The organism is Pseudomonas sp. AU11447 (assembly GCF_001672555.2).
Lineage (GTDB): Bacteria > Pseudomonadota > Gammaproteobacteria > Pseudomonadales > Pseudomonadaceae > Pseudomonas > Pseudomonas nitroreducens.
Genome location: NZ_LZDG02000032.1, coordinates 15,882 through 33,820 on the forward strand (window position 1 = coordinate 15,882; position 17,939 = coordinate 33,820).

The window sequence follows — 17,939 nt, forward strand, 5'->3', positions numbered from 1 at the left end:
CAGGCCGCAGCTGCTGAAGTGGCAAAGGCAAAGCCCCGCACTGCGGGGCTTTGTCGTTTCCGGACGGCAAACGATGTCGTTCGCAAATACAAATTTTTCATATTTGCATTTGACGCCCCTGATAACATGGCGCGCTGCCATGTCACCGCTCTGGAACCCGTCGATGCTCCACCGCCGTACCGCCCTGCACCTCGTGCCGCTGCTGACTGCCCTCGCCCTTGCCGCGTGCAAGCCGGAGACCTCCCAGCACGCCGTGAGCGAACCTGGCGAAGCGCTTTCCGGCGGCGCCACCACGGTCAAGCAGAGCGACCGCAACGCCTATTCCATGCCCTCGGCCAACCTCACGCCGAGCCGCCGCCTGGACTTCGCCGTGGGCAACAGTTTCTTCCGCAATCCCTGGGTGATCGCGCCGACCACCACCACCGCGCGCGACGGCCTCGGCCCGCTGTTCAACACCAACGCCTGCCAGAACTGCCACATCAAGGACGGCCGCGGCCATCCGCCGGAGTTGAACGACGTCAACGCCGTATCGATGCTGGTACGCCTGTCGATCCCCGCCGGCTCCGCCGACGTCGAAACCATCAAGCGCCTGGGCGTGGTGCCCGAGCCGGTGTACGGCGGCCAGTTCCAGGACTCGGCGATCCCCGGCGTGGCGCCCGAAGGCAAGGTCCGCGTGGAGTACGACGCGGTGCCGGTGACCTTCAAGGACGGCACCGTGGTCGAACTGCGCAAGCCGAAACTGCGCATCAGCGACCTGGGCTACGGCCCGATGCACGCGGACACGATGTTCTCCGCGCGCATCGCCCCGCCGATGATCGGCCTGGGCCTGCTGGAGTCCATCAGCGAGGCGGACATCCTCGCCAACGCGGAACGCCAAGCCAAAAATGGCGACGGCATCCACGGCCGACCGAACCGGGTCTGGGACGATGCCACGCAACAGACCGTCCTCGGCCGCTTCGGCTGGAAGGCCGGGCAGCCCAACGTTGCCCAGCAGAATGCCCACGCCTTCTCCGGCGACATGGGCCTGACCAGCGACTTGCTGCCCAGCGACGACTGCACGGCAGCGCAGACCGCCTGCAAGAACGCCATCGACGGCGGCAAGCCGGAAGTCAGCCAGCACATCTTCAACCAGGTCGCCTTCTACGCCCGCAACCTCGCGGTGCCGGCGCGGCGCAAGGTCGACGACCCACAGGTGCTGACCGGCAAGGGCCTGTTCTTCGACACCGGCTGCGCCAGTTGCCACACGCCCAAATTCACCACCGGGCCGAACGCCGCCGAGCCCGAACTGGCCAACCAGGTCATCCGCCCGTACAGCGACCTGCTGCTGCATGACATGGGCGAGGGACTAGCGGACAATCGCCCGGAATTTCTCGCCAGCGGCCGCGATTGGCGCACCGCGCCGTTGTGGGGCATCGGCCTGACCGAAACGGTCAACGGCCACACCCAGTTCCTGCATGACGGCCGCGCCCGCAACCTGCTCGAAGCCGTGCTCTGGCACGGAGGCGAAGGCGAAGCGGCCAAGCAACGCGTACTGAACTTCGACGCCGGGCAGCGCGACGCCCTGCTGGCGTTCCTGAACTCACTCTAAGGAGCCGAGCCCACCATGTTCCGCCCCCGACTTCTGATCACCAGCCTCGCCATCGCCCTGGGCGCCTGCTCGCCCACCGACCCGCAGGCGACCACCAGCGCCACGCTGGCCCAGCAGGTGATCCTGCCGACCTACAGCCGCTGGGTCGACGCCGACCGCGCGCTCGCCGCCAGCGCCCTGGCCTACTGCCAGGGCAAGGAAGATCTGACCAAGGCCCGTGCCGACTTCATGGCCGCGCAGAAGGCCTGGGCCGAGCTGCAGCCGCTGCTGGTCGGCCCTCTGGCCGAAGGCAATCGTTCCTGGCAGGTACAGTTCTGGCCGGACAAGAAGAACCTCGTGGCGCGCCAGGTCGAGCAACTGCTCAACAGCGGCAACGCGATTTCCCCGGCGACCCTGGATAAATCCAGCGTCGTGGTCCAGGGCCTGACCGCCTACGAATACATCCTCTACGACGCCAGGATCGACCTCGCCAACGCCGAGACCAAGGCGCGCTACTGCCCGCTGCTGGAGGCCATCGGCAGCCACCAGCAAGCCCTGGCGGAGGGCATCCTGGCGCAGTGGAAGCAGGACGGCGGCATGCTCGCCCAGCTCTCCAAGTTCCCCAACGAGCGCTACGCCGATGCCCACGAGGCCATCGCCGAACTGCTGCGCGTGCAGGTCACCGCGCTGGACATGCTGAAGAAGAAACTCGGCACCCCGCTGGGCCGCCAGAGCAAGGGCATCCCGCAGCCGTTCCAGGCCGAAGGCTGGCGCAGCGACATGTCGCTGGCGAGCCTGGACTCCAGCCTGACCGGCGCCCAGGCGCTGTGGGACGGCACCGACAAGAAGGGCCTGCGCGCCCTGCTGCCGGCCGAGCAGAAAGAGCTGGCCGGCAAGATCGACGCGGCCTACACCGACGTTCATGGCAAGCTGAAGGCGATCAACACCCCGCTCAGCGAACTGCTCAAGGACGATGCCGGCATCAAGCAACTGAACGAGCTGTACGACAGCCTCAACGTTGTCCACCGCCTGCATGAAAGCGACCTGGCGAAAGCCCTCGGCGTGCAGCTGGGGTTCAACGCCAACGACGGCGACTGATTCGGTCTGCTGCGCGTCGGCCATGCGTCGTTGGAAAGGTGCGTCGAATTGCTCATTGGCTAGAGCCAATTCCGCATCCGCCGCACCTTCCCGCCTAGCCTGGCTCTAGCTCGCAAGATCGATGGGAAGCAAGAAGTGAAAGAGGTGAACGCCATGTTGCGACGTCACGTGATCGGCCTGGGCAGCCTGCTGCTCGGTGCCCTGACCTTCGGCGGCTGGACGCTGTCACGCAAGGGCAAGGAGCCCCTGGTGCTGTCCGCCCGTGACGACGCGGATGGCAAGCACTACGCCGTGGGCTATCGCCTGGATGGCAGCTGTGCCTTCGCCACCGAAGTCGGCCTGCGCTGCCACGACGTGGTGCAGCATCCCGAGCTGCCACTGGCGCTGTTCGTCGCCCGGCGGCCGGGTCGGCAGAGCTACCTGATCGACCTGAACGACGGCCGCCTGCTGCAGACCCTCGACTCGCAGGCCGACCGCCACTTCTACGGCCACGGCGTGTGGCACAAGGACGGCGAGTGGCTGTACGCCACCGAGAACGACACCACCGATCCGGGCCGCGGGATGCTCGGTGTGTACCGCTTCGACGGTGAGCGCCTGAGCCACACCGGCGAGATTTCCACCCACGGCCTCGGCCCGCACCAGGTGTCCTGGATGCCTGACGGCGAAACGCTGGTGGTCGCCAACGGCGGCATCCGCACCGAAGCCGAAAGCCGTGTGGAAATGAACCTCGACGCCATGGAACCGAGCCTGGTGCTGATGCGCCGCGACGGCTCGCTGATCTCCAAGGAAACCCTGCCGCAGCAGATGAACAGCGTGCGCCACCTGGCGATCGCAAAGGACGGCACCATCGTCGCCGGCCAGCAATACATGGGCGACAGCCACGACCGTGCCGACCTGCTCGCGATCAAGCGCCCCGGCCAGCCATTCGAAGCCTTCCCGCTGGCGGACGAGCAGCGCCTGGCGATGACCCAGTACACCGCCAGCGTCGCCATCCATGACGAGCTGCGCCTGGTCGCCCTGACCGCGCCGCGCGGCAACCGCTTCTTCATCTGGGACCTGGACAGCGGCGCCGTGCGCCTGGACGCGCCGCTGCCCGATTGCGCCGGCGTCGGCGCGGTGAAGGACGGCTTTGTCGTCACCTCCGGCCAGGGCCGCTGCCGCGTCTATGACTGCCGCAGCGAACGGATTGCCGGCACGCCGCTGGACCTGCCGCCAGCCTTCTGGGACAACCACCTGCACCTGGCGTGAAGCTTCCGGCAAACACACCAGCGGACTGCGAGTCCTCAGCACGACATGCCCTCCCCCCAGCCCTCTCCCGAAGGGAGAGGGAGCCGTTTGGCGTTGCCGGGACGTGCCGTGTTCGCTGGATGCCATGCCAGCCCTTCTCCCCTTGGGAGAGGGCTGGGATGAGGGAAAACCAGTGGCACGGACTTCCCCGCAGAAGACAGTCGCTCTTATGCGATCAACAGACCAAGGCATCAAGCTGAACGCCCGTCCCAGAGCGCTCCAAAGCACTACCGCTCATCTGCCCGGCCTCACAAACGCGCGTACCCGGCCGATGCAAAGACTGACCGATTCCCACCTTGCGTCTTAGAGGCGTACCCACGATGTCCCCCAACACTTCCTTGCGTACCCAGATCCTTTCGCTGCTGGGCGGCAGCCTGCTGCTCGTGCTGCTGATCGCCCTCGCCTGCTTCCACTTCCTCTCCGGCAGCGTCACGGCCTACCAGCGTCTGCTCGACGGCCCGTTGCAATCCTCACAACTGGTCGACCAGGCCAACCTCGCCTTCAAGATCCAGGTCCAGGAGTGGAAGAACGTCCTGCTGCGCGGCCAGCAGCCGGCCGACCTGAACAAATACTGGGGCCAGTTCGAGGACCAGGAACGCGCGGTGCAGGACATCCTCGGCCGACTGGAACAGAACGCCGGCGACGAACCGCAGCTCAAGTCACAGGTAACCCGCCTGCGCGACGAGCACCGCCAGCTCGGCCAGGCTTACCGCAAGGGCCGCGACGCCTACCTTGCCGCCGGCAGCGACCCGCGCGCCGGTGATGCTGCCGTGAAGGGCATCGACCGCGCCGCCAGCGACCAGATGGCCGCCCTGGTGGACAGCCTGCACCGCGAAGCCCATGAGCAATCCCAGATGATTTCCGACAGCGCCCACAGCACCGCCATCAGCGGCAGCCTGATCCTGCTGGTCTCCGGACTCGCCCTGGGCCTGCTCAGCCTGTGGCTGGTCAACCGCAACCTGATCGGCCCGATTGCGCGCCTGATCGAGCACATCGCCCAGCTCAGCGAAGGCAATTTCGGCGAACGCGTCGACGCCACCCGCCGCGACGAACTGGGCCGCCTGGCGCGCGCCGCCAACACCCTGCGCGACTTCCTCGCCGAAACCTTCACTCGCCTCAAGCACAGCACCCATGAACTGGATACCGCCAGCGGCGAGCTGAACGCCATCGCCACCCTGATGGCCGAAGGTACCCGCGAGCAATTCTCGCGCACCGACCAGGTGGCCACCGCGATGCACGAGATGTCCGCCACCGCACAGGAAGTGGCGCGCCACGCCTCCGACGCCGCTCGCGCCGCCGACGATGCCGACCAGCACGCCCAGCAAGGCGGCGAAGTGATGAAGACCACCATTGTCACCATCACCGAGATGAGCAACGAGATCGCCAACACCGCCGAGGTCATTCGCCGCCTGGAAAGCGACAGCGGGCGCATCGGCAAGGTGCTCGAAGTGATCCGCGGCATCGCTGACCAGACCAACCTGCTGGCCCTCAACGCCGCCATCGAAGCCGCCCGCGCCGGTGAGGCCGGCCGTGGCTTTGCCGTGGTCGCCGACGAAGTCCGCACCCTGGCGCAGCGCACCGCCGAATCCACCGCCGAGATCCACCAGATCATCGACACCGTGCAGACCGGTTCGGTGAACGCCCTGCGCGCGATCGAAAACGGCCAGACCCGCAGCGAGCAGGGCGTGGAGCGCGTCACCCAGGCCGGCGAAGTGCTGCGCAGCATCACCCTGGCCGTGGAAGCGATCCGCGACATGAACCGGCAGATCGCTACCGCCGCCGAAGAACAGACCTCGGTCGCCGAGGACATCTCGCGCAACCTCACCGAGATCACCGCCATCGGCGCCACCAACGAGGAAAACGTGGTGCGCACCCAGGGCGCCAGCCGCCACTTGCACGGCCTCTCCGGCGAGATCGCCGACGTCACCCGCAAGCTCAGCGCCTGACCCGCTCCGGCCACACGGAAGTGGCCCCCTCCTCCGACAGTTCCTGCTGCACCGATTCAGCGCCTATTTCTCGTAATCCCTTCAAATCCTGCGGGAAACGTCTTGTAAACCCGGCCCTTTGACTCGCCGTCGATTCAGGAATAAGGTGCGCAATTCCGCCCCGCAATGGGGCGTCCCACGTATAGGCTTCAGAGCCTGATCGACATCTGCGCGAACGGAAGGCCGCCCGGCAAATAGTGGGCGAGCGATCGCGCTCGATAGCTGCCAGGCACGTACCAAGGAACAGGAAGATGTTGCGCCGCATGCTGATCATGCTGGGCGTAGTTGCCGTCATCGTTGCGGTGCTCGCCGGCTCGAAATACCTCTCCATCACCAAACAGATCGCCATGTTCTCGGCTCCCCGCCCGCCGGTGAGCGTGAACGCGACCCTGGCCGAAGAACGCGACTGGCAGAGCCGCCTGGCGGCCATCGGCACCCTGCGCGCCATCCAGGGCGTAACCCTGACTGCGGAAGTCTCCGGCACGGTGAGTGCCGTGCAGTTCGTCTCCGGCGAAAAGGTCAAGGTCGGCCAGCCGGTCGTGCAACTGGAATCCGACGTCGAGCAGGCTACCCTGCGCACCGCCGAGGCAGACCTCGGGCTGGCCCAGGTCGAGTACGAGCGCGGCAAGAGCCTGGTGGGCCGCCAGGCTATCTCCAAGAGCGAGTACGACCGCCTCGCCGCCCAGTTGAACCGTTCCACTGCCACCGTTGCCCAGCTCAAGGCGGCGCTGGCGAAGAAGCGCATCCTCGCGCCCTTCTCCGGCACCATCGGCATCCGTCAGGTGGACGTGGGCGACTACGTTTCCCCCGGCACCGAGATCGTCACCCTGCAGGACCTATCCACCCTGCAGGTGGACTTCTTCCTGCCCGAACAGGACTTCCCGCTGCTCAAGCGCGGGCAGAAGGTCGTGGTGCGCGTGGCAGCCTATCCAGGCCAGAGCTTCGACGCGCAGATCGACGCCATCAGCCCGCGCGTGGACAACCAGACGCGCAACCTGCTGGTCCGCGCCAGCATGGCCAACCCGGACGGCAAGCTGCTGCCGGGCATGTTCGCCAACCTCGAAGTACAGCTGCCGGACAGCGCCCCGCGCGTGATCGTCCCGGAAACCGCCGTGGCCTTCACCCTGTACGGCAACTCGGTGTACGTGGTGGTGCCGCAGAAGAAGAAAGCGGACGACAAGGACGCTGAGGTAGCGAGCGCCAGCCAGACGAAGGTCACCGAGTCTTCGCAGAAGAAGCTGGAAGTCGAACGCCGCTTCGTGAAGACCGGCGAGCGCCGCGAAGGCAACGTGGTGATCCTCGAGGGCCTGAAGGCCGGCGAAGAAGTGGTGACCTCCGGCCAGCTCAAGCTGGACAACGGCACTGCCGTGGCCATCGTCAAGGACCCGCAGTAATCGCATAGCCGGCGCGTCGCTCGATGCTGCGCGCCAACAGACCCCGCCGTCATCCGGCAGGGTCCGCATTAAAGGATTGAGCTATGTTCACCGATCCCTTCATCCGTCGCCCCGTGCTGGCGACCGTGGTCAGCCTGCTGATCGTCCTGCTCGGAATGCAGGCCTTCAGCAAGCTGGTGATCCGCGAATATCCGCAGATGGAAAACGCGCTGATCACTGTCACCACCTTCTATGCCGGCGCCAACGCCGAGACCATCCAGGGCTACATCACCCAGCCGCTGCAGCAGAGCCTGGCCAGCGCCGAAGGCATCGACTACATGACCTCGGTGAGCCGGCAGAACTACTCGGTGATCTCGATCTACGCGCATATTGGCGCCAACACCGATCGCCTGGTCACCGAGCTGCTGTCGAAGATCGGCGAGGTGAAGACCCAGCTGCCGCCGGATGCCGAGGACCCGATCCTCGACAAGGAAGCGGCCGACGCCTCGGCGCTGATGTACATCAGCTTCTTCAGCGAGCAGATGAACAACCCGCAGATCACCGACTACCTGTCGCGGGTGATCCAGCCCAAGCTCGCCACCCTGCCGGGCATCGCCGAAGCCGAGATCCTCGGCAACCAGGTCTTCGCCATGCGCCTGTGGCTGGACCCGGTGAAGATGGCCGCCTACGGCATCACCGCCGGCGACGTGGCCAGCGCGGTGCGCGAGTACAACTTCCTCTCCGCCGCCGGCGAGGTGAAGGGCGAGCTGGTGGTCACCTCGGTGAACGCCACCACCGACCTGAAATCCCCGGAAGCCTTCGCCGCCATCCCGCTGAAGACCGCGGGTGACCGCCGCGTGCTGATGGGTGACGTCGCACGTATCGAACTGGGTGCCGCGAGCTATGACGCGGTCAGTTCGTTCAACGGCATCCCGTCGGTGTACATCGGCATCAAGGGCACGCCCAGCTCCAACCCGCTGGACGTGATCAAGGAAGTCCGCGCCAAGATGCCGGAGCTGGAAGAACAGCTGCCGCCGGGCCTGAAAGTCTCCATAGCCTACGATGCCACGCGCTTCATCCAGGCATCCATCGACGAAGTGGTGAAGACCCTGGCCGAGGCGATCCTGATCGTCATCGTCGTGGTCTTCCTGTTCCTCGGCGCGTTCCGCTCGGTGATCATCCCGGTGGTGACCATCCCACTGTCGATGATCGGCGTGCTGTTCTTCATGCAGATGATGGGCTACTCGATCAACCTGCTGACGCTGCTGGCGATGGTGCTCGCCATCGGCCTGGTGGTGGACGACGCCATCGTCGTGGTGGAGAACATCCACCGCCACATCGAGGAGGGCAAGTCGCCGTTCCAGGGCGCCATCGAGGGCGCGCGGGAAATCGCCGTGCCGGTGGTGACCATGACCATCACCCTGGCCGCCGTGTATGCGCCCATCGGCTTCCTCAGCGGCCTGACCGGCGCGCTGTTCAAGGAGTTCGCCTTCACCCTGGCCGGCGCCGTGATCATCTCCGGCATCGTCGCCCTGACGCTGTCGCCGATGATGTGCTCGCGCCTGCTGCGCCACGACGAAAACCCCAGCGGCCTGGCGCATCGCCTGGACCTGATCTTCGAGGGCCTCAAGCAGCGTTATCAGCGCGCCCTGCATGGCACGCTGAACAGCCGTCCGGTGGTAATCGTCTTCGCCCTGCTGGTGCTGGCGATCATCCCGCTGCTGCTGATGTTCACCCACAAGGAACTGGCACCGGAGGAAGACCAGGGCATCGTCTTCATCATGGCCAACGCACCGCAGACGGCGAACCTGGATTACCTGTCGAAGTACACCGCCGAGTTCGAGGGCATCTTCCGCAAGTTCCCCGAGTACTATTCGGCGTTCCAGATCAACGGCTACAACGGCGTGCAGACCGGCATCGGTGGCATGCTTCTCAAGCCCTGGGACGAGCGCGACCGTAGCCAGATGGAGCTGCTGCACGCGGTACAGGAAGAGCTGAACAAGATTCCCGGCCTGCAGATCTTCGGCTTCAACCTACCGTCGCTGCCGGGTACCGGCGAGGGCCTGCCGTTCCAGTTCGTGATCAACACCGCCAGCGACTACCAGTCGCTGCTGCAGGTGGCCGAGCGGGTGAAGAAGCGCGCAGAGGAGTCAGGCAAGTTCGCCTTCCTCGACCTCGACCTGGCCTTCGACAAGCCCGAACTGGTGGTCGACATCGACCGCGCCAAGGCCGCGCAGATGGGCGTCAGCATGCAGGACCTGGGCGTGTCGCTGGGCGCGCTGCTGGGCGAGGGCGAGATCAACCGCTTCACTATCGACGGGCGCAGCTACAAGGTGATCGCCCAGGTCGAGCGCGCCTACCGCGACAACCCGAGCTGGCTGAACAACTACTACGTGAAGAGCCAGAGCGGCCAGCTGATATCGCTGTCGACCCTGGTGACCTTCCACGAACGCGCCCGCCCGCGCCAGCTCAACCAGTTCCAGCAGTTGAACTCGGCAATTATCTCCGGCGTGCCCATGGTCAGCATGGGCGAGGCCATCGAGACGGTGCGCGGTTTCGCCGAAGAGGAATCGCCGCGCGGCTTCTCCTTCGACTACGCAGGCGCCTCGCGGCAGTTCGTGCAGGAAGGCAGCGCGCTGATGATCACCTTCGCCCTGGCACTGGCGGTGATCTTCCTGGTGCTGGCGGCACAGTTCGAGAGCTTCCGCGACCCGCTGGTGATCATGGTCACGGTGCCGCTGTCGATCTGTGGTGCGCTGATCCCATTGTTCCTCGGCCTGTCGAGCCTGAACATCTACACCCAGGTGGGCCTGGTGACGCTGATCGGCCTGATCAGCAAGCACGGCATCCTCATCGTCGAGTTCGCCAACCAGCTGCGCCACGAGCGCGGCCTGTCGGTGCGCGAGGCGGTCGAAGAAGCCGCGGCGATCCGCCTGCGCCCGGTACTGATGACCACCGCAGCGATGGTGCTGGGCGTGACCCCGCTGCTGTTCGCCAGCGGCGCCGGCGCGGTGAGCCGCTTCGACATCGGCGTGGTGATCGCCACGGGCATGAGCGTCGGTACGCTGTTCACCCTGTTCGTCCTACCCTGCGTGTACACGCTGCTGGCCAAGCCGGACAAGAAGCCTGCTGAAGCCGGCACGCCAGCCACGGCGCACTGAACGAAAAAGCCCCGCATCCGCGGGGCTTTTTTCTCTGTTTGATCCGCGCGCCAGGCCCTTGTAGGAGCGAGCTTGCTCGCGAACCGCCTGATGCCAATGTCCCTGGCGAAACCGCGTTCGCGAGCAAGCTCGCTCCTACAGTTCCGATACAACTGGTAGGTCACTGCTTCGGAATCGAGAACGCCACCAGGCGATACCCGTCCGCCGTGCGGATGAAATCGAAGCTCGCATGCTTGGCCGGCTCGAACGAGCCCTGCTCCCAGTGTTCCACGGCCGAGACCTTGGGCGTCGTCCACTGGGCGAAATCGCCGCAGTTGTCGAAGTACTGCGGGTCGCTCTCGGGGTCGAACGGCCAGCCCATGTCGTCCTGGCGCACGCCATAGCCATCTGACGTACGCAGGGTTTCCAGGCGCTTGCGCAGCTCGGCCGCGTGTTGGCGCACCACATCGTCCACCGGAGCGGCCTGCCAGTCATCCAGCGGTTCGCTACCCTGCCCGAGCCAGATTCGCGAGTAGCTGTGGGCCTTCAGCGAATCATCATCGAGTTGCGCGAGAAAAACGTCCCTGAACCAGAGGGCGAAGTCCTTCTCGATGTCGACGAAGCTGATGTAACGCCCGTCGACGCCCCTGAAGGAAACGCGGCGCGGGTCATTGGAAGGTTGCTCGCTGGCCTGCTGCGAGAACCAGTCCAGCGCACCAGCACGGGTGCTGTCGAAGTTCGACACCAGCGTCTTGCCGTGGCGGTCGAGCAGCAACTCGGTGCCGCCCTTCCAGCCTCGGTGTTCGCACTGCTCCAGGCTGGTGCCCGGATCGGCACAGGTTCGGCTGGCCCCCGTCAGCGCCACGACCATGCCGTTTCGCATGGCACTGGCGTCGCTCAGCTCGGCCGGGATCAGCACCTGGCCATGACCATCGAGGAACCCGACCTTGTCACGCTGGCGATCGCGGAAACGGATGCTGTTCTCACTCTCGCAGACCGGCGCGTTGTCGAAGTAGTAGACCGCCTCCGGCGCCACCCGACGACCATCGCGCAGCAGGTAGTAGGTGCGGTAACCGTCGGCGGTTTCCTCGCCGGCAGCGATGATGTGCTCGAAACGCCGGGCTATCGTGAACATCGGGCTGAGCCTGGGCGCAACCTTCACCGTACCCTGCGCATCCTTGAAGCCGATGAGGTCGTTCTGCGTGAACGCATCCCAAGACTCGTCCGCGCCTGCCGGGGCGCTCAGCGCCAGAACCCCCAGGGCAAGCAGCCCTGCACGAATACTGTTCCCTTCCACGCTGGAAATCCCTCATCGAATCCATGTTCTGCCGCATTGTGCCACGCACAAAGAAAAGCCCCCGCGCATCGCTGCGCGGGGGCTCGGTGCGGAACAGGCAGTATCAGGCCGGCTGGCGTTGCATCGCGCCACTGCTGCTCTCGCCTTTCAGGCTCCAGCTCTTGAGGTGTTCGAGGCTGGCCCGATACGGCTTCAGGCCGTTGGCCAGGAACAGCGCGCCCGCCAGCAGGGCCACGGCACTGACGATCAACAGCGAATAGCGCAGCGCCATGTCGTCGGCGAACACGTAGTCGGTGACCAGGGCGATGGCGGTCGGGCCGACGCCCAGGCCCAGCAGCGTGACCACGAACAGGTAGATGGCCGAGGCCTGGCCGCGCATGGAGTTGGGCATGATTTCCTGGATCGCCGCCGGGGCGACGCCGAAGGGCATGCTGAGGAAGAACACGATGGGCGCCATCATCGCGGCAGCCGCATTGGCGCTGTCCAGCAGCGGGTAGACCAGGCTCAGCGGGATGGCGAGGCAGGCCGCCAACAGGCCCACGCGCATGTTGGCGTCGGTGCGTCCGCGCTTGGCCCAGTAGTCGGCCAGGCGGCCACCGCAGACGATGCCCAGGCAGCCGAACACGGCGACGATGCTGCCGTACACCACGCCCACATGGCCGGCGTCCCAGCCATAGGTGCGGACGAAGAAGGTCGGCACCCAGGCGCCGCTGCCGTAGCTGGCGAAGGAGATGCAGGCGAAGCCGAAGTTGTGGCAGATCACCGTCTTGCGGTTGGCGCGCAGGTAGGCGCCCACTTCGCTCATCGGCACCACCACACCGGCGCCCACGCCACGGCGGGTCGGCTCCTTCACCGCGAGCATCAGCAGGGTGAACAGCACGCCGGCCGCGCCGAGAATCAGGAAGATCAGCTGCCAGGGGCGCACTTCACCGAGGACCGGCAGGTGCACGTCGCCCTGGGCCGAGGCGAACTTGATCACCAGCCCGCCGAGCAGGAAAGCTAGGCCCGAGCCGAGGTAGATGCCCATGGAGTAGACGCTGATGGCGGTGGCGCGGCGATTGGCCGGAAAGCTGTCGGCGATCAGCGAATAGGCTGCCGGCGACAATGCCGCCTCGCCCACGCCGACACCAACGCGGAACAGCAGGAAATGCCAGTACTGCTTGGCCAGGCCGCAGGCGGCGGTCATGGCGCTCCAGATCAGCACGCCGACGGTGATCAGCCCGCGGCGGCTGCGGCTGTCCGCCATGCGCCCGAGCGGAATGCCGCAAAGGGTGTAGAACAGCGCGAAGGACAGGCCCATCAGCAGGCTCATCTGCGTGTCGCTGATCTCCAGGTCGCGGCGGATGGGGCCGACCAGCAGGTTGAGAATCTGTCGGTCGATGAAGGAAAGCACGTAGGCGACCATGAGGATCGCAACCGTGGACCAGGCCACGGCACTGGAGGGGTAGCCGTTATTGTTGTTGTTCATGCCGGGCTCCTGATGCGCCGCCAATCGCGGCGAAGGCGAAGGGGAGACCCGCAGAGTAGGCATTGCGAACCCACAGCGCGCGCACTATCAGGTCTCTGAATGCGTGCGTCGGCCGTTGGCTGATGAATGGGTGGTCAGAGGCTGGCCGCCGGGTTTCAGCGGGGACGTCCTGTAGGAGCGAGCTTGCTCGCGAACCCGCCCTGTCGCGGAATCCGTTCGCGAGCAAGCTCGCTCCTACGAAGAGCAGGCAAGTGCTGGGGTGAGGGGAAGCCCGAGCGCCGAAGCCGATCAGATCGCGGCAGGCGTCCGCTCACACAGCTTGGCCAGCGCCCGCGCCCACAACTCCTGGTCATTCAGGCAAGGCACCAGCACCAGCTCCTCGCCACCTGCCGCGCGGAACTGCTCGTTGCCGCGCTGGCCGATTTCTTCCAGCGTCTCGATGCAATCGGCGACGAAGGCCGGGCACATCACCAGCAGGCGCTTCACGCCCTGCTTGCCGAGCTTTTCCAGCTGCGCTTCGGTGTAGGGTTCGATCCACTTGTTGCGCCCCAGACGCGACTGGAAGGATACCGACCAACGCCCGTCCTCCAGCCCGGCACCCGCGGCGAAGTCCTCCGCCGTGCGCAGGCACTGGCTGCGGTAACAGACAGCCATGACGTCCTCGTGCACGCCCCGGCTGGAACTGGCCGTGAGGTCGTGGCTCTTGTCCTTCACCAGCTTGCGGATGTGCGACTCGGGCAGGCCGTGGAAGCTCAGCAGCAGGTGATCGTAAGGTTGGTCCAGATAGGGCTTCACGCTATCCACCAGCGCCTGGCGGTACTCAGGCTCCGCGTAGAACGGCGGCAGCACCTTCAGCTCCAGTTTGAGGCCATGCTCACGCATGACGCGGCGGGCTTCCTCGATGGCGGTGGTGGTGGTGCTGTCGGCGAACTGCGGGTAGAGCGGCGCGAAGGTCACCTGGGTAATGCCCTGCTGGCTCAGGCGTAGCAGCGCGCCCTCGATGGACGGCTCGCCATAACGCATGCCCAGCTCCACCGGGCCATGCGGCCAGAACGGCCGGACGGCCTCCTGCAGGCGACGACTCAGCACGACCAGCGGCGAACCTTCGTCCCACCAGATCGACGCATAGGCATGGGCGGACTCCTCCGGGCGCTTGCGCAGCACCAGCGAAACCAGCAACCGGCGGATCGGCCAGGGCAGGTCGATCACGTAAGGGTCCATGAGGAATTGATCGAGGTAGCGGCGCACGTCCTCGACCCGGGTGGAAGCCGGCGATCCCAGGTTGACCAGCAGGAGGGCGTTTTGGGTCATGCAGTGTCCTTAAACCGGTGCGGTAGGCGGTCATCGTGCGGGCTGCGCAGTTTACACGCAGCTCGCTCCATCAAGAGGCCCCGAGGCTGTCACCGATGTCGCAGGGCCTCGGTAGGTCGGGGTTCAGCGGGCCTCGCGAAGCACGTCGGCCAGGGCCTCCTTCAGCTCCGGGAAACGAAACTCGAAGCCGGCGTCCAGCAGGCGTCGCGGCACGATGCGCTGGCCGCCCAGCAGCAGGGTCGACATTTCCCCCAGCAGCAGGCGCAGGGCGAACCCCGGCATGGGCATCAGCGTCGGCCGGTGCAGCGTCTGGCCCAGTTCCTGGGTGAAGTCGCGGTTGCGCGCCGGCTGCGGCGCGCACGCATTATAGGGACCCTCGGCATCGGCCTTGCGCAAAAGAAAATCGATCAGGGCGATCTGGTCCTCTATATGGATCCAGGACATCCACTGGCGACCGTCGCCCAATCGCCCGCCCGCGCCCAGGCGGAACGGCGGCAACAGGCGCTTGAGGAAACCGCCTTCGGGCGCCAGCACCAACCCGGTGCGCACCAGGACCACACGGATGCCGAGTGCCTCGGCCTCGCGGGCGATCTGCTCCCAGGCCAGGCACAGCTCGCTGGCGAAGTCCTCGCCGGCCGCGGCGCTGTTCTCCTCCAGCGGGCGCTCACCGGCGTCGCCATACCAGCCAACCGCGGAGCCGTTGATCAGCACTGCCGGGCGTTGGCTGCGGCTTTCCAGCCAGGCTACCAGGCGCTCGGTCAGGCGCACCCGGCTGTCCCACAGCAAGGCCTTGCGCCGGGCACTCCACGGCTTGTCGGCAATCGGTTCGCCGGCCAGGTTGACCACTGCGTCCAGCGGCCCGTCGCCATAGGCTTCGAAGTCGGCGATACCACGCACCGTCTCGCCGCACAGCGACGAAACACGCTGCGGCTGGCGGCTGAGCACGGTGAGCTGGTGCCCATCGGCGCTCCACTGGCGGCAGAGGCGGCGGCCGATCAGGCCGGTGCCGCCGGTCAAGAGAATATGCATGGCGAACTCCTTGTTGCGTTGATCCACCTTCCATCAGTCTGGACGAGAGGGAGGCGATTGCATTGACACTCCCTCTGCGGCGAGGTCTACGCTGTAAGTGCCGGAACCCGAGCCGGGCTCATCTCTGAATGAACCGATGCGGCGCCGAAGGTTCCGATGATCGGATTCCTATCGATGACGAGCGCGGACAGCTGAAACGCAATTGTACAGATAGTTTTGTTTGTACAAGAACCTCCCGCTCGTTACGCTTCAATGCAAACAGATTACGAGGCATGTCATGAGCGCCCCCATTGCCATCATTGGCACCGGTATCGCCGGACTCTCGGCCGCCCACGCGCTGCGTGATGCCGGACAGGACGTGCAACTGTTCGACAAGGGCCACGGCAGCGGCGGCCGGATGGCCAGCAAGCGCAGCGAGGCCGGTGCGCTGGACCTCGGCGCACAGTACTTCACCGCCCGCGACCGGCGCTTCCTCGACGCCATTCAGCAATGGCGCGAGCATGGCTGGGTCGCCGAATGGGACCCGGCCCTCTACCAGTACCGCGACGGCGAACTGAGCCCCTCTCCCGACGAGCAGCCACGCTGGGTCGGCACCCCGCGCATGAGTGCGATCACCCGCGCGCTGCTGCAGGACCAGGTCGTCACCTTCGCCTGCCGCATCACCGAGGTGTACCGCGGCGAGGAGCACTGGCACCTGCAGGACTCCGAGGGCCAGACGCACGGGCCGTTCAGCCGTGTGCTGGTCGCGACCCCTGCACCGCAGGCCGCCGCCCTGCTGGCCAGCGCGCCGAAGCTGGCGGCGGCCGCCGCAAGCATTCCCATGGAGCCGACCTGGGCCGTTGCCCTGGCCTTCCGTGAACCGCTGGATACGCCGGTGCAAGGCTGCTTCGTGCACGAAGGTCCGCTGTCCTGGCTGGCCAGCAACCACTCCAAGCCGGGGCGCGACGAGCAACTGGACACCTGGGTGCTGCATGCCGCCAGCGGCTGGAGCAAGCAGCACATCGATCTGCCCAAGGAAAGCGTGATCGAACACCTGCGCGGGGCCTTCGCCGAGCTGATCGGTTGCGCCGTGCACGCCCCCGACTTTGCACTCGCCCACCGCTGGCTCTACGCGCGGCCCATGGAAGCCCATCAGTTCGGCGCCCTGGCCGATGCTGACCTGGGCATCTACGCCTGTGGCGACTGGTGCCTTTCCGGTCGCGTCGAAGGCGCCTGGCTGAGCGGCCTGGAAGCCGCACGCCGCCTGCTCGAACACCTCTGATCGCGCACGGCCCCCTCCTTCCGCGGAGGGCCGCGGAGCCTCCACGTTGGCGTCCTGCCCCTGTACAAGGCTTTGCACTTGTACAGGCCTGCGTCTATCCTGACCGATAGTTGTACAAATAAATTCATATGTACAAGAAAACGGTCAAAACCATGTCCAGCATCCCGCCACGTCCCAAGCTCGGCATCAGCGCCTGCCTGCTGGGCGAACCGGTGCGCTACAACGGCGGGCACAAGGCCTCGCGCATGTGCCTGGACGTACTCAGCCGTTATTTCGACTTCGTCCCGCTGTGCCCCGAAGTCGCTATCGGCCTCGGCGTGCCGCGCCCGACCCTGCGCCTGGTGGGCGACCGCGATGATCCCCGCGCGCTGATCCAGCGCGAAGGCGGCCGCGACGTCAGCGAAGCGCTGCGCGACTTCGGCCGCAAACAGGCCAGCCTGCAACAGGACATCTGCGGCTACATCTTCATGCAGCAATCGCCTTCCTGCGGCCTGCAGCGCGTGAAGCTTTACCGTTTCGACGGGCAGCTGCGCCCGCCGGGCGTGCGCGGGCTCTACGCCGACACCTTCTGCGCCGCGCGCCCGGAACTGCCGGTGGAAGAGGAAGGCCGGCTCAACGATCCGGTGATCCGCGAGAATTTCCTTACCCGCGTGTTCGCCTACGGCGCCTGGCAGCAGCTTTGCGCACAGGGCCTGACGCGCCACGCAGTGATCACTTTCCACTCGCGCTACAAGTACCAGCTGATGGCGCACAACCCGCGCCAGTACAGTGCCCTCGGCCAGCGCCTGGCGAAGATCAGCGATCAGCCGCTGGAAGAGTTCGCCCCGGACTACTTCCGCGACTTCATGCAGGCGCTGGGCACCTGCGCCACCCGAGGTACGCACAGTAACGTGCTGCAGCACCTGGCCGGCTACCTCAAGCACGACCTGCCCGGCTCCGAGAAGGCCGAGATGCAGCATCTGATCGACCAGTACCGCGAAGGCGTGATCCCGCTGGTCGTGCCGCTGACGCTGCTCAAGCATCACTTCCGCCTGCATCCGCACCCTTACATCGACGCCCAGGCCTACCTGCAACCGCACCCCGAAGACCTGAGCCTGCGCAATGCCATCTGACGTCCAGACAG

Annotated in this window: 12 protein-coding genes; 8 read left to right on the top strand and 4 right to left on the bottom strand. The window is 66.0% G+C overall.

Annotation, left to right across the window (positions count from 1 at the left end):
• The first annotated feature begins 163 nt into the window (after window positions 1-163).
• From A6723_RS09740 to A6723_RS09765, 6 genes are all read left to right on the top strand, one after another.
• Window positions 164-1,588: a di-heme oxidoredictase family protein gene (locus A6723_RS09740; RefSeq protein ID WP_054909817.1), complete on the top strand. Its 1,425-nt coding sequence runs from the start codon at window positions 164-166 to the stop codon at window positions 1,586-1,588.
• 15 nt (window positions 1,589-1,603) lie between these two features.
• On the top strand, window positions 1,604-2,665 hold the full coding sequence (locus A6723_RS09745) for an imelysin family protein (RefSeq protein ID WP_054909818.1): 1,062 nt from the start codon (window positions 1,604-1,606) through the stop codon (window positions 2,663-2,665).
• A 153-nt stretch (window positions 2,666-2,818) separates the two neighbouring features.
• On the top strand, window positions 2,819-3,913 hold the full coding sequence (locus tag A6723_RS09750) for a DUF1513 domain-containing protein (protein WP_054909819.1): 1,095 nt from the start codon (window positions 2,819-2,821) through the stop codon (window positions 3,911-3,913).
• A gap of 359 nt (window positions 3,914-4,272) precedes the next feature.
• Window positions 4,273-5,898, top strand: a complete 1,626-nt coding sequence (locus A6723_RS09755) for a methyl-accepting chemotaxis protein (RefSeq protein WP_054909820.1) — start codon at window positions 4,273-4,275, stop codon at window positions 5,896-5,898.
• A gap of 290 nt (window positions 5,899-6,188) precedes the next feature.
• Window positions 6,189-7,331 (top strand): efflux RND transporter periplasmic adaptor subunit, encoded by a 1,143-nt coding sequence (locus A6723_RS09760; protein ID WP_054909821.1) that lies wholly within the window; start codon window positions 6,189-6,191, stop codon window positions 7,329-7,331.
• 83 nt (window positions 7,332-7,414) lie between these two features.
• On the top strand, window positions 7,415-10,471 hold the full coding sequence (locus tag A6723_RS09765) for a multidrug efflux RND transporter permease subunit (protein WP_054909822.1): 3,057 nt from the start codon (window positions 7,415-7,417) through the stop codon (window positions 10,469-10,471).
• 160 nt (window positions 10,472-10,631) lie between these two features.
• Here the strand turns inward: A6723_RS09765 and A6723_RS09770 are convergent, their stop codons facing one another.
• From A6723_RS09770 to A6723_RS09785, 4 genes are all read right to left on the bottom strand, one after another.
• Complete coding sequence (locus A6723_RS09770) at window positions 10,632-11,747, bottom strand: hypothetical protein (protein ID WP_054909823.1); 1,116 nt, start codon at window positions 11,745-11,747, stop codon at window positions 10,632-10,634.
• Window positions 11,748-11,850: 103 nt separating this feature from the next.
• Entirely contained in the window at window positions 11,851-13,215 is a 1,365-nt protein-coding gene (locus tag A6723_RS09775) for an MFS transporter (protein ID WP_054909824.1), read from the bottom strand.
• A 288-nt stretch (window positions 13,216-13,503) separates the two neighbouring features.
• The gene (gene hemH, locus A6723_RS09780; protein ID WP_054909825.1) at window positions 13,504-14,526 is read right to left on the bottom strand and encodes a ferrochelatase; all 1,023 of its coding nucleotides are present in this window, start codon (window positions 14,524-14,526) and stop codon (window positions 13,504-13,506) included.
• Between the two features lie 123 nt (window positions 14,527-14,649).
• The gene (locus A6723_RS09785) at window positions 14,650-15,555 is read right to left on the bottom strand and encodes a TIGR01777 family oxidoreductase (protein ID WP_054909826.1); all 906 of its coding nucleotides are present in this window, start codon (window positions 15,553-15,555) and stop codon (window positions 14,650-14,652) included.
• A 277-nt stretch (window positions 15,556-15,832) separates the two neighbouring features.
• Between A6723_RS09785 and A6723_RS09790 the strand changes: the two genes are divergently transcribed.
• Together A6723_RS09790 and A6723_RS09795 are read left to right on the top strand one after the other, a co-directional pair.
• Window positions 15,833-16,816, top strand: a complete 984-nt coding sequence (locus tag A6723_RS09790; RefSeq protein WP_024762580.1) for an NAD(P)/FAD-dependent oxidoreductase — start codon at window positions 15,833-15,835, stop codon at window positions 16,814-16,816.
• Between the two features lie 152 nt (window positions 16,817-16,968).
• Window positions 16,969-17,928 carry a DUF523 and DUF1722 domain-containing protein gene (locus A6723_RS09795; RefSeq protein WP_054909858.1) on the top strand — a complete coding sequence of 320 codons (960 nt, stop codon included), beginning with the start codon at window positions 16,969-16,971 and terminating at the stop codon, window positions 17,926-17,928.
• The last annotated feature ends 11 nt before the right edge of the window (window positions 17,929-17,939 follow it).